Source organism: Minwuia sp., from assembly GCF_048007105.1.
Taxonomy (GTDB): domain Bacteria; phylum Pseudomonadota; class Alphaproteobacteria; order Minwuiales; family Minwuiaceae; genus Minwuia.
On record NZ_CP180352.1, the window covers coordinates 793193 to 805702 of the forward strand.

Here is a 12510-nt window from a genome sequence, read left to right on the forward strand (position 1 = left end):
GCCGCGACCGCCTTTCATGGGGGTGAGGGAGCGGGAGCACGCGACGGGGAGCGGGCAGAGGCGGTCATGGGCCACGAAACGCTGGACCTGCACGAGGTCGTCATCTTTCTGTTCGCCGCGGGCGTCGTCGTCCCGCTGGCCCGCCGCGTGAAGATCAGCCCGGTCTTCGGCTTCCTGCTGGTCGGCATCGTCATCGGCCCCTTCGGCCTCGCCCGCTTCACCGGCGAGATGCCCTGGCTCAGCCATCTGGTGATCGAGGATCTGGAGGGCGTGCGGCTGCTGGCCGAGCTGGGCGTCGTCTTCCTGCTGTTCATGATCGGCCTCGAGCTCTCGCTGGAGCGGCTCTGGGCGATGCGGCGGCTGGTCTTCGGCCTCGGCGGGGCGCAGATCCTGATCTCCGGCGCGGCCATCGCCGCCGTCGCCGCGGCCTTCGACAACACGCTGGCCGTCGCCATCGTGCTCGGCGGCAGCTTCGCGCTCTCGTCCACCGCCATCGTCATGCAGCTGCTTTCGGAGAACAGCCGCCTGGGCACCGAGACCGGCCGCGTCAGCTTCTCGATCCTGCTCTGCCAGGACCTCGCCGTGCTGCCGGTGTTGTTCCTGGTCGGCGTCTTCGCCGTGCAGAGCGACGCGCCGGTCGTCCTTTCCTTCGCGCAGGCGATGGGAGAGGCAGCGGTCGCCGTGGCGGTCATCCTGGTGCTGGGCCGGCTGGTGCTGCGCCCGGTCTTCCGCTTCGTCGGCACCGCAGCCAGCGAGGAGATGTTCCTGGCGCTGGTGCTGCTGGTGATCATCGGCACCGCGCTGCTCACCGGCGCCTTCGGCCTCTCCATGGCGCTGGGCGCCTTCCTGGCCGGGCTGATGTTCGCCGAGACCGAGTACCGCCACGCCATCGAGGTCGATATCGAGCCCTTCAAGGGCCTGCTGCTGGGCCTGTTCTTCGTCTCCATCGGCATGGGCATCGACATCGTGCAGGTGCTGGCCGAGCCGGTCTGGCTGATCGCCTCGGTGATCGGCCTCTACATGATCAAGACCCCGATCATCTACGTACTGGCGCGGCTGTTCGGGGAGCGGCGGCACGTGTCGCTGGAAGCCTCGCTGCTGCTGGGACAGAGCGGCGAGTTCGCCTTCGTCGTCGTCGGCATGGCTTACGGGCTGGGCCTGATGCCCAACGAGACCGCGCAGTTCATGCTGATCGTGGCCAGCCTGACCATGATGGCGACCCCGCCCATCGCCTGGGGCGCGCGCCGTCTGGCCGCCGCGCTGGAGAAGCGGGAGGCGGCGAAGGGGCAGACGGACGGCGACGTCGCCACGGGGCTGGAAGGCCATGTCGTCATCGTCGGCTACGGGCGCGTTGGCCAGATGCTGGGCTCCCTGCTGGACGGACAGGAGGTGCCGCATGTCGGCCTCGACATGGATGCGCGGCTGGTCGGGCGGTTCCGCGCCGCCGGCGGCTCGATCTTCTTCGGCAACGCCAACCGGCCCGACATCCTGAAGCGGTTCCACACAGGCCGCGCCGCCGCGCTGGTGGTGACCATGGACGACGCCGCCGCCGCCGAGCATGTGGTCGACACCGCCCGCGATCTCTGGCCCGACCTGCCGATCTACGCCCGCGCCCGCGACAGCGCCCACGCCCTGCGGCTGATGGAGCACGGCGCGACCCAGGTGATCCCGGAAACGGTGGAAGCCAGCCTGCAGCTCGGCGAGATCGTGCTGACCGGCGCCGGCCTGCCCTCGGCCGCCGCCCGCCGCATCGTCGACGCCCGCCGCAAGATCGAGGAAGACCGCTTCAACGCCCGGGCGCCGGAGTGAGGGTGATAAGAGGACGCCGCCAGTCTCCCGCAGGGTTCCCGCAAACCGGTGAACCAGCGGCAATCGAAGATCTGTCATGCCCGCCCTACGCGGGCATCGGGTCGATTACCAGTCTTGCGCCCAAGCCGTTCCAGACCCCCGAGTGGCCCGATGGGCCATCGGGGGTGACCCGTTCGGCAGCGGCCCGGCTCTTCTCGGGCTGGCGGATGGCGAGGCGGCATTCGAACCCGTCGCGGCGGGCACTGTGCGTTGCCGTCATTCTTCTTGGCTGGCTCTGCGGTGCCGCGCACGCTGCGGAAGCGGAGCGTGAAGTGCCTCTGCAGCTCATCGCGATCTATCGCGGCTTCAAGACGACCTGCCTTGCCGTGATCGAGGGCGCGAAGGACCAGCCGTTCGTGCCGGCGAGCGATTCCATCGCCTATCATGTCGATGCGGACACCCGCCGGATGTCACTCGCAAACAAATTCATCCTCGACTACGAAGATCGTCACGCCCTCTATCGCGTCTATCCCAGGTTCGATTTCGATCAGCCGCCGGCCGAGGTCGCCGGCGCCGTATCGGCCTTTCTGGAGGGCCCGGTCACCGGCATCTTCCTGCTGAACGGCCGCGGCGCGCTTTTTGACGACCTCGCCGAACGGCTGGGGCCGGAAGTGGGTTACCGGCCGCTCGTTGGCGCAGACAGTGTCTATGAAGGCTTCCTCGTCGCCCGCGAGGGCGTGATGCAGGTTCTGGTCGTCAACGCGCTCGACCAGCAGCAGCGTTTCGGTCTCTACGTTGTCAACGTGTTCCACACCGCCCTCATCGGTGCGGAAATCTACTCAACCGACCTCCGGTACGGCCTTGGCGAGTTCCGCTTCGGTCAACTTCGTCGGTACCAAGCTCGAACACTGGAAACCTACTATTTCGCACGTTCGCTCCGGGACCGCCTGGTTCCCTATGGCAAACGGGGTGATCTCTACAGCCCGGAGGCGCAGGTGAAGATCGAGGACGACCGGATGCATCTAAGCGAATTCCGCAACCCGCGCCTGCCGCCCTACCGGCAGGACATCCCGGAGAGCTGCGCCGACGAGTTCGATTGGGTCAGCGACTACGTGAAGGATCGGTAGGGTTCCGGAGCGCCTTCCCGGTCCATCAATGACATTGCAGCAAAGCCGCTCCGGACCCCCGAGTGGCCCGATGGGCCATCGGGGGTGACCCGTTCGGCGGCCGTCCTACGCCCCTTCCATCTGCCGGATGGCGGCCAGGATGGCGAGGCGGTATTCGATCTCGTCGCGGCGGACGCCGTCGATCACCAGGATCTCGCCGCCCTCGCCGAACATGATGGCCAGGACCCGGTCCGGATCGAGCGCGCCGAAGGCACCGCCCCAGGGCGTGTCCCGGAAGCAGCCGGCAAGCAGGTCCAGCCGCGCCTGCGTTTCCGCACGGCTGCCGGGCGGTATCAGCACGATCAGCCGGTCGAGCCCCGACCGCTCGATCAGCGTCCGCAGCTCCCACTGGATCCACTCGGTCAGGCCGGCGACCAGCACCACGAAGCGGCTGACCCCGATCCAGTGCAGGATCGCGTCCTGCCAGCTGTCGTCGTCGAAATAGGCGCGCCGGGCGCCGAGCGGGGGCAGCCGCTCACCCGGTGAGCCGATGGCGGTGAAGGCGCCGAGGCGGCGGATCACCATGGCGACGATCTCCTCCAGCCGCCGCTTGCGGAACTGCAGCCGCATGTAGAGCGCATCCGGGCGCACCCGCGCGGCGTCGTCGGCGAAGGAGCGCAGCAGCAGGATCGGCTGTTCCACGGCGTTGGCGGCGCCGGTCTCGGCCCGCGCCCGCAGCCAGCGCTGGGCCAGCCGCGCAAGGAAGATCAGGGAGGCCGCCACGGCGAGGACGAGGACGACGACGAGCAGGCTCGCACCGGCGAAATACTGGAAGATCTCGTTCATCGCCGGCGCGGCCATCGGCTCGCGCCCCTGCCCCAGCCTTTCGTTCGCGCTGTCGTAATAGGCGCGGTACTGCGCCGGCGCGGACAGCACGCCGACCAGCAGCACCATCCAGAGATGGGCGGCGGCGAAGAAGAGGATCAGCTTGCCGATGCGCCACCAGTAGGGCATCCGGTTGATGTGGCGTTCGAACTTCGCCAGCGCCAGCGGCCCGAACGGGTTCCGGCGCACCTGGGCGAACAGGACCGGGACCGCGGTGATCAGACCCCAGAGCGCACCGGCCGCCAGCACGCCCACCGCCGCGACCACGCCGGCATGCCGGTCGTGGATGCCGCCGAAGCCCGCCAGAAAGCACATCCACAGCAGGGTCAGGCAGACGAACACACCTACCCCGGCGGCGAAGCGGGAGCGCGCGCCGGAGACGTAGACCAGGTAGGGCAGCCAGACCAGCGCCGCCAGATTGAAGGTGTTGAAGATGTCGACGGCTTCCGAGGCCTGCGGGTCGAAAAAGCTCCCCAGCGGCCCGCGGACGGCGATCAGCACCGCCAGCGGCAGGAAGGCGTTCAGGCGCGCACCGTTCCACATGCGGCGCAGGCGCTTCGCCGGCCGCCCGATATCGATCCGCTGCAGCGTCTCGCCCGTCACATGCAGGTCCGGTCGTCTTCGAGGGTTCAGCGGGAAAGCGTCCGCCAAACCGCGCCCGAAGTCCACCGCGCGGGCGCCTGCAGCGCCGGGGCAGCCCCCTCAGTCGATCTCCAGGCCCCAGGCCTCGACGACTTCCTGCGCGACGATGCCGGCGTGCAGGGCGAGCAGGATCAGACGGGCGTCGGGACCGTCGCCGGCGGCCACTGCGCCCGCGATGCGGTCCTCGGCCTCCGCGGCGGCGGCCGCGCCATTGTCGCCCTCGAAGATCTCGCGGCCATGCATCAGATAAGCGAGCAGCGCGGCGGCACGGGCGCAGGCCGCCTCGTCGGCGCCGCCCTGCCGCTCCTTCTCCTCCATCTGGCGAATGGCGGTGAGCTTCACCGCCCCCGGCACCAGACGCGGATGCACACCGGCTTCGCGGAGCGCCGCATCCAGCCGCTTCTGGGGCCGCGACGGCCCGAACAGTTCGAGGAAGCCAAACATGCCCGATCTCTTACCCGACCCGGCGGCGGGACGACAGGCCTCAGGCCGCGGCGGCGGCCCGGACCTGCGATTCCAGATGCGCGACCAGGTCGGGCGGCAGCGAAAGACGGCTCGCCAGCGCCTCCAGATAGGCCTTCTCCGCGAACTCGTCGGGATCGATCGCCAGGCGCGAGGCCAGATAGATCTCCGCGGCCTGTTCGGGACCCTGCGGCAGCGCGGCGATCTGCTTCAGGCCGGGCGGGTCGCTCAGGGCGTCGAAGACGAAGGCCTTGTCCTCGGCGTCCAGCGACATCTCGCCGGCCCGCTCGAAGATCAGCCGCTGCTCGTCGGCCCCGATGTGACCGTCCGCATTGGCCGCGGCGACCATCGCGAGGATCAGGGCAAGCTCGAACGGCCGCCCGTCGCCGGCCGGCGCGGTGGCGGGCAGGAACTTCGAGCCCTCGGGCGGCAGCTCGGGTTCGCCCCCGGCGGCCGGAACGCCGGACGGCGGCGGTGCGGATGCGGGTGCGGGCGCGGCCGCCTTGCCCGACTGCCAGTTCTGATAGGCCCGGTAGGCGAGCGCGCCCAGCGCCGCGGCGCCGCCATAGCCGACCACGCCGCCGGCCACCTTGCCGACGGTCTTGCGCGCCTTCTTCGATCCCAGCAGCACGCCGATCAGCCCGCCCGCGGCCACACCGCCGGCGACGCCGGCCCAGCCGCTGCCGGCGACCCGGTCGCGGGCGCCCTGCATGGCCTGGCCGGCCTTCGCGCCGGCATCGGCGCCGAGAAACTGCTCGAGGAGGTTCTGTGGGTTCATCGTCTTCCTGTCCGGTCAATGCCGCCCAGAGATAGGAATGGCCGTTGCGAATGACAATCAGTCACGACGCGGCCTCTGCAAGGCCTCAGTTTGCGTGAATCCTCGTGGCGCTCCTTCCGCCGCGGGTCTACCGTCTGCAACGGGAACAGGTCCGCTGGTGGAGGAGCAGGTCATGGGACTGGTGGATTTCGATGCGGCGGCCCTGGAGGCCATGTCGGGCGGCGACCCGGACCAGCCGGTGGTGATGCTCAACCTGCTTCGCTACCGGGACGTGGCGGAGCCGGGGCACGGGGTGGACGGCCTGAGCGGGCGCGAGGCGTTCGATGTCTACGGGCGTCGCCTGATGAAACTGAATGCGCGCTTCGGCGTCGAGCCGATCTGGATCGGGCAGAGCCACCGCACCGTGATCGGCGACGAGGAATGGAGCGCCGTCATGCTGGTCCGCTATCCCAGCCGGCGGCATTTCGTGGAGATGATGAAGGATCCGGACTACCTGGCCATCTCGCCGATCCGCGCGGCGGCGCTGGCCGACAGCCGGCTGGTCGAGACCACCCAGCTGGTGCCCCGCCCCTGAACGGCCCCGGCCGCCGTCCGGCTCAGTAGCCGATGGCCGCACCATCGCTTCGGGGATCGGAGCCACCCTGAAGATACCCGGTCTCCGGATCGATGAGGATGCCGTGGGCGTGTCCGGCCAGCTCGTTCCAGTCCGCCCAGCGGTCCAGCGTGTGGCCGCGCCGCGCCAGCTCGTCCATGGTGGCGTCCGGAAAGCGGCCTTCCATGTGCAGCGTGTCCCGCGATTCGCCCAGCCCGAAGCGGCCGGACAGGAAACGCGGCGCCTCCAGCGCCTGCTGGATGTCGAGGCCGTGGTCGAGCAGCCCGACATAGGCCTGCAACTGGATCTGCGGCTGGCCGTCCGCCCCCATGCAGCCGAGCACGCTCCACAGCTTGCCGTCCCGCTTGCCCATCGAGGCGATCAGCGTGTGCAGCGGCACCTTGCCCGGCTGCAGCGCATTCGGATGGTCCGGATCGAGCGTGAAATAGGCCCCGCGGTTCTGCAGCAGGATGCCCGTGTCGCCGGCCACGACGCCGGAGCCGAAGGCGCCGTAGATGCTCTGGATCAGGGAGACCGCGTTGCCGTCCCGGTCGACCGCGGCCATGTAGACCGTGTCGCCCGACAGCGAGCCGTAGGAGGGCACCTCGTCCCACGCCAGTGCCCGTGACGGATCGATCAGCCGCCGCCGTTCGTCGGCATGGGCCTTCGATATCAGCCGCCCGACCGGGACATCGCCGAAGCGCGGATCGCCCAGATAGCGGTCTCGGTCGTGATAGGCGAGCTGCTTGGCCTGGACCAGCAGATGCACATGATCGGGCCCGAACGCCGGCATGCCGCCCAGGTCGAACGGCTCCAGCAGGTTCAGCATCGACAGCACGGTGAAGCCCTGGGTCGGCGCGGGCGTGTTGTAGATCTCCAGACCGCGGTAGGTGCCGACAAGTGGGGCTTCCCACCGGGCCTGCTGGGCCGCGAAGTCGCCTTCCCGGAAGAAGCCGCCCTGCGCTTCGGCGAACCGCGACAGCGCCCGCGCCACCTCGCCCTCGTAGAAGCCGGCCCGGCCGTCGCGGGCGAAGGCCTCCATGGACCTGGCGAGGTTCGGGTTCGCCAGCCTGGCGCCGGCCCGGGGGACCTCGCCGCCCGGCAGGAAGATGGCGGACGTGTCGGGATGCGCGGCCAGCTTGCCGCGGAACAGTTCGATGAATCCGGCGACGCGTGCGCTGACCGGGGCGCCATCCCGCGCATAGGCGATGGCCTGTTCGAGGCAACGGGCGAGCGGCAGCCGTCCGTACCGCTCATGCGCCGCCGCCCAGCTGGCCAGTGCACCGGGCACCGTCAGCGTCGCCGGCAGCACGCCCTCCAGCGGAATCTCCGTGTGACCGCGGGTCCGGAACCACTCGATATCCGCCGTCGCCGCCGCCTGTCCCCCGCCGGACAGATAGTTGATGTCGCCGGTCGCACCTTCGTGGATCAGCCAGAAGGCGTCGCCGCCGATACTGGTCATGTGCGGATAGAGCACCGCCAGCACCGCGCTGGTGGCAATGGCGGCGTCGACCGCCGAACCGCCGGCCCTGAGCACGTCCACACCGGCCGAGGAGGCGAGCGAATGCGGCGAGGTCACGAGCCCGTTCACGGCCGGTGTCGGCGGTCTGCCGGTCTCGATGTTCATTGAATGGCGCTCCGGAAGGTTCAACTGGTGGACGCTATTGGAAGGCCGCCCGACCGGCAACCGCCGCACAGGCTGCACAGGCCTTCACGCGTCCGCTGCCTCCCGCAACACCGCGATGAAGCTGTCGGCGAACTTCTCGGCCTTGGCCTTGCCGACGCCGGGCAGGTCGAGGAAGGCGTCGGCGTCCAGCGGCTGCGTCTCGGCCATCGCGATCAGGGTCCGGTCGTGGAAGATGACGTAGGGCGGCACCGACTGCGCCCGCGCCAGTTCCAGCCGGTGCGCCTTCAGCCGGCCCAGCAGCCCCTCGTTCTCCGGTGCGAGCGCCGGCACGTCCGCCTTCGGCCGGCGCGCGGATTTTGGCGGGCGGGTCAGCACCTCGCGGCATTCGAAGCCGGCCTCCCCGGCCAGAATCCGGCGGCCTGACGCGGTCAGACGCAGGCCGCCGAAGCCCTGGATGTCGATCTCCAGATGTCCCGCGGACACGAGCTGGCGCAGGAACGCCTGCCACCACGGCGCCGGGCGGTCCTTGCCCGCGCCATGCTCGGCCAGCCGGTCGTGGCCCAGTTCGAGGACGCGGCGGTTCTCCGAGCCGCGGATGACGTCGATGACGTGCACCGCGCCGAAGCGCTCCCCCGTCGCCCGCACCACGGACAGGGCGAGCCGCGCCGGCGCGGTCGCCTCCATCATCTTCGGCGGATCGAGGCAGATGTCGCAGTTGCCGCAGGCCGCCGCCTCGTCGCCGAAATAGGCCAGCAGCATCGCCCGGCGGCAGGTCGAGGCCTCGGCATAGGCGACCAGCGCGTCGAGGCGCTTGTGCTCGCGGCGCCTGTTGTCCTCGCCCGAGCCGTCATCGTCGATGAAGCGGCGCCGCAGGCGGATGTCGTCCAGCCCGAACAGCATCATCGCCTCGGCCGGTTCGCCGTCGCGGCCGGCGCGGCCGATCTCCTGGTAGTAGGCCTCGATATTGGCCGGCAGGTGGGTGTGCAGCACGAAGCGGATGTCGGGCTTGTCGATGCCCATGCCGAAGGCGATGGTCGCGACCATGATCGCGGCATCCTCGGTCATGAAGCGGTCCTGGTTGGCCGAGCGCGCCGCGGCGTCCATGCCCGCGTGATAGGGCAGCGCGTTGTACCCCTGCCCGGACAGGAACCCGGCGATCTCGTCGACATTCTTCCGCGACAGGGCGTAGACGATGCCGGACCGGCCGGGCCGCGCCTCCAGGAAGGCGGTCATCTGTTCGCGCCAGTCGCCGCGCGGCTGCACCGTCAGCGTGATGTTGGGCCGGTCGAAGCCCGCCACCAGCACCTCCGGCTCGCGCCCGAACAGCTTGGCCGCGATGTCCTCGCGCGTCGCCGGATCGGCGGTGGCGGTAAAGGCGGAGAGCCGCGCCCCGGGGAAGGCGTGGCGCAGCTCGCCGAGCTGTTCGTATTCCGGCCGGAAGGCCGAGCCCCAGCGGGAAATGCAGTGCGCCTCGTCGATGGCGAACATGGCCGGAGAGAGCTTCTGCAGCGCGGCGATCATGCGCGCCGTCATCAGCCGTTCCGGCGACATGTAGAGCAGCTTGGTCTCGCCCGCCGCGACGCGCCGCCAGGCCGCGACATTGGTCTCCCGGTCGCGGCCGGAATTGATGGTCTCGGCGGCGACGCCGGACAGCTTCAGCGCCGCCACCTGGTCCTCCATCAGGGCGACCAGCGGCGAGACGACGACGGTCAGCCCGTCCATCACCAGCGCCGGCGCCTGATAGCAGAGCGACTTGCCCGCGCCGGTCGGCATCACCGCCAGCACGTCCCGCCCCGACAGCAGCGCCTCGACGGCATCGGCCTGCCCGGGCCGGAACCCCGCATGCCCGAACACCCGCTTCAGCGCCGCCTGCGCCGCTGCCAGCGGATCAGTCAAGGGTATGGATGGTGTCGGGGACGATCATCGGAGGCGGACCGTACACCGGAAACGGGCGGACGGGAATTGGGGGCTGCGGACTCGGACCGGTTGCGATGGTCCGGGACCTCCAGATTCGGCGGCAGGATTTGAGCGCCTCAGCGGACCCTGCATGTCCGGGATTGGCCGCCAATCACGCCATTCCCTGAACCGATGAGACCGCTCCGTTCCCATACGCCGGCACACCAGTCGCCATTCGGAAACCACATGGTGCCGTAGCCTTGGATACGGTCGTCGGCGAACGAACCCACAAAGCGGTGCCCCTCCGGCCAGGTGAAAACGCCTTGGCCGTGAAACACGCGGTCTTGAAAGTCGCCCTCATAGGGGCGACCATCCGCATACGTGTAAACGCCGTGGCCGTTGCGCTTGCCGTCCCGGAATTCGCCCTCGTAGCGATCGCCCGCCCAGCGGCTGCCGCTGCCCCAGATGTAGACGCCTGTGCCGTGCTTCTTGTTGTCCAGGAACCCGCCCTCGTAACGGTCGCCGTTCGGCCACGTGATTATGCCGTGGCCGTGAAACTTCCCATTCAGCCAACCACCATCGTAGGTGACGCCATCGTCATAGGTTACGGACCGGTGTCCGGTGAACTCGTCCTCCGCGCTCCCGGTTCCCGTGGCTGACGGAAGGGATTCCGAGCGGCTTCCGGCGGCAGCGAAACCGCTGTTCTCCGGTCCATCGACCACGCGGGGTGGTGCTGTCATGGCGGTCGAAGGCGCATTTCGCTGGACGACCTCGCCACGGGCCACCGGCATCGCATAGAGGTAATCGCCATTGGCGCGCCGGGCCAGAACCTCGCCATTCTCGTCGATGACGTCCGCGCGGGCGAGTAGGACGCCCTGTCCGGCCGGCAAGCCCGGTGCGCCATGCGTGTCCATCACATCCACGACGTCCGCCGGTTCGGCAAAATAGACCGGCTTCACCACCATCACGTAGCAGTCGAATTCACTGCCGCCATTCCCGGCTGTCCGCGCCTGTGTTGCGCCGATGGCCCCGGGCACGTCCGCCGTCGAATTCTGCGCCATGTAGTCGATCAGCGCGCGCGCATAGCGGACCGCCTCCTGCCGTCCGACACAGACAGGCCGGAGCTGCATCTCCGCGGCGTCCTGGTCGATGAGATAGTCGGAATCGGCGCGGCTGCTGGTCCCGATGGCCGCGAACAGCAGTGTCAACAACAACACCCGAGGGCCGATGGCAGTGAAACCGGCTGGCACTGAATAATCAGCCAAAGACCGAATCCACCTCACCTTCATTGCTGCCTTGCCTTGTTCACCGCCTGTCAAAGTGTAGCAGACGGCTTCACGAAGAGGAATTTTCTTCGACCGGATTGTTTCGCCGGCCCGGTTCGCTTCAAGCGGGCCGGCGCGATTTCTGTTGACGGTCAAGTCTCGACTGCCGACATCGCGGGCTGTTCCTGAAAGGCCGACAAGCCAACACCGATGAAGGCGGCGGGCTGAGCCAGGACGGCGTTGGTGATGTGCGGAAGCCGTTTCGCCCTGAAAGACAGTGCCGTCGTTGAGGAGCGAAGGTCCGGACCCGAGCGCTCTCGGGCGTTTGCTTCGCAAACCCCTGCCGCGCTGGAGATGCCGGGGCAGCTTCCACCGTTTCGCCGTGCGAAACGGTGCTGGCGGAGGGAGGGGGATTCGAACCCCCGAGGGCTTGCACCCAACACGCTTTCCAGGCGTGCGCCTTAAACCGCTCGGCCATCCCTCCGGAAGGCCGGGACTATAGTCAGCGAAGTTCGCAGATCAAGCGCGTTTCCGTGCCTTCCCGCCGCCGCGCGCGATGGCGGGGCGCGCGGTCTCGTAGGTGCGGTAGAGCGCCTCGGCGTCGACATCGGTATAGACCTGCGTCGTCGACAGCGAGGCGTGGCCGAGCAGCTCCTGGATCGCGCGCAGATCCGCGCCGCCGCCCAGCAGATGCGTCGCGAAGCTGTGGCGCAGCGCGTGCGGGGTCACGGTCTCCGGCAGGCCCAGCGCCCCGCGCAGCCGCCGGATCTCCGCCTGCACGATCTCGGGCCGGAGCGGGCCGCCGCGGGCGCCGAGGAACAGCGCCCGGTCCGGCCTCTCGTCGAAGGGACATGCGGCTCTGTAAGCCTCCACCGCCTCGGCGATGGCGGGCAGCACCGGCACGCGCCGGGTCTTGCCGCCCTTGCCGGTCACCGCCAGCGCGCGGCCGAGCGGGGCGTCCGCCACGGTCAGCGCCAACGCCTCGGAGATACGCAGGCCCGCGCCGTAGAGCAGCATCAGCACCGCCCGGTCGCGCAGGCCCTGCCAGCCGTCTCCGGCTTCCAGCGGCGCGTCGACGATGCCCAGCGCCATCTCCGGCGAGACCGGCTTCGGCGCGCGGCGCGGGGTCTTCGGCGGCGTGATCGAGAGCGCGGCGGCGTTGTCGAGACGGCCGAGCTGTTTCATGCGGCGGAAGAAGCTGCGGATCGCCGAGAGCGCCCGGGCGTTGGAGGCCGCGCTGACGCCGCGCGCGCGGCGGCTGGCGAGCCAGGCGCGGATGTCCGCCGGCATCAGCCCCGCCAGCGCCGCCGCATCGACCGTGCCGCCCAGATGGCCGGTCAGGAAGCCGGTGAAATCGTCGAAGTCGGCCTCGTAGGCGGTCCGCGTGTTCCCGGCCAGCCGGCGTTCATGGGCCAGCCAGTCGAGCCAACTGCGTCTCAGACCGCCGATGCCGGCCTCGCCCATGCCGT

10 protein-coding genes and 1 tRNA gene are annotated in these 12510 nt (G+C 69.5%); 3 read left to right on the forward strand and 8 right to left on the reverse strand.

Going from position 1 to position 12510, the window contains the following annotated elements:
* Positions 1-66: 66 nt before the first annotated feature.
* Positions 67-1809 carry a cation:proton antiporter gene (locus ACMVY4_RS03710; protein ID WP_416898849.1) on the forward strand — a complete coding sequence of 581 codons (1743 nt, stop codon included), beginning with the start codon at positions 67-69 and terminating at the stop codon, positions 1807-1809.
* Between the two features lie 206 nt (positions 1810-2015).
* Positions 2016-2915, forward strand: a complete 900-nt coding sequence (locus ACMVY4_RS03715; protein ID WP_416898850.1) for a hypothetical protein — start codon at positions 2016-2018, stop codon at positions 2913-2915.
* Between the two features lie 105 nt (positions 2916-3020).
* On the opposite strand, the gene ACMVY4_RS03720 is transcribed toward ACMVY4_RS03715, so the two are convergent.
* The 3 genes from ACMVY4_RS03720 to ACMVY4_RS03730 all read right to left on the reverse strand — a co-directional run bounded on the left by ACMVY4_RS03720 (position 3021) and on the right by ACMVY4_RS03730 (position 5661).
* On the reverse strand, positions 3021-4382 hold the full coding sequence (locus ACMVY4_RS03720; protein WP_416898851.1) for a hypothetical protein: 1362 nt from the start codon (positions 4380-4382) through the stop codon (positions 3021-3023).
* 99 nt (positions 4383-4481) lie between these two features.
* A complete protein-coding gene (locus ACMVY4_RS03725; RefSeq protein WP_416898852.1) occupies positions 4482-4865 on the reverse strand; it encodes a hypothetical protein in 384 nt (127 codons plus the stop codon).
* 40 nt (positions 4866-4905) lie between these two features.
* Positions 4906-5661 (reverse strand): tellurite resistance TerB family protein, encoded by a 756-nt coding sequence (locus ACMVY4_RS03730; RefSeq protein ID WP_416898853.1) that lies wholly within the window; start codon positions 5659-5661, stop codon positions 4906-4908.
* Positions 5662-5833: 172 nt separating this feature from the next.
* Here ACMVY4_RS03730 and ACMVY4_RS03735 point away from each other — a divergent pair, with 172 nt between their 5' ends.
* Positions 5834-6235 carry a DUF1330 domain-containing protein gene (locus ACMVY4_RS03735; protein WP_416898854.1) on the forward strand — a complete coding sequence of 134 codons (402 nt, stop codon included), beginning with the start codon at positions 5834-5836 and terminating at the stop codon, positions 6233-6235.
* Between the two features lie 22 nt (positions 6236-6257).
* Here ACMVY4_RS03735 and ggt read toward each other — a convergent pair whose 3' ends face one another.
* The 5 genes from ggt to ACMVY4_RS03760 all read right to left on the reverse strand — a co-directional run bounded on the left by ggt (position 6258) and on the right by ACMVY4_RS03760 (position 12505).
* The gene (gene ggt / locus ACMVY4_RS03740; RefSeq protein WP_416898855.1) at positions 6258-7880 is read right to left on the reverse strand and encodes a gamma-glutamyltransferase; all 1623 of its coding nucleotides are present in this window, start codon (positions 7878-7880) and stop codon (positions 6258-6260) included.
* Between the two features lie 84 nt (positions 7881-7964).
* The gene (gene recQ, locus ACMVY4_RS03745) at positions 7965-9776 is read right to left on the reverse strand and encodes a DNA helicase RecQ (protein WP_416898856.1); all 1812 of its coding nucleotides are present in this window, start codon (positions 9774-9776) and stop codon (positions 7965-7967) included.
* A 137-nt stretch (positions 9777-9913) separates the two neighbouring features.
* Positions 9914-11197 carry an MORN repeat-containing protein gene (locus ACMVY4_RS03750; RefSeq protein WP_416898857.1) on the reverse strand — a complete coding sequence of 428 codons (1284 nt, stop codon included), beginning with the start codon at positions 11195-11197 and terminating at the stop codon, positions 9914-9916.
* A 240-nt stretch (positions 11198-11437) separates the two neighbouring features.
* Positions 11438-11525: transfer RNA gene (locus tag ACMVY4_RS03755), tRNA-Ser, on the reverse strand.
* A 35-nt stretch (positions 11526-11560) separates the two neighbouring features.
* Positions 11561-12505 carry a tyrosine recombinase XerC gene (locus ACMVY4_RS03760; protein ID WP_416898858.1) on the reverse strand — a complete coding sequence of 315 codons (945 nt, stop codon included), beginning with the start codon at positions 12503-12505 and terminating at the stop codon, positions 11561-11563.
* Between the last annotated feature and the right edge of the window lie 5 nt (positions 12506-12510).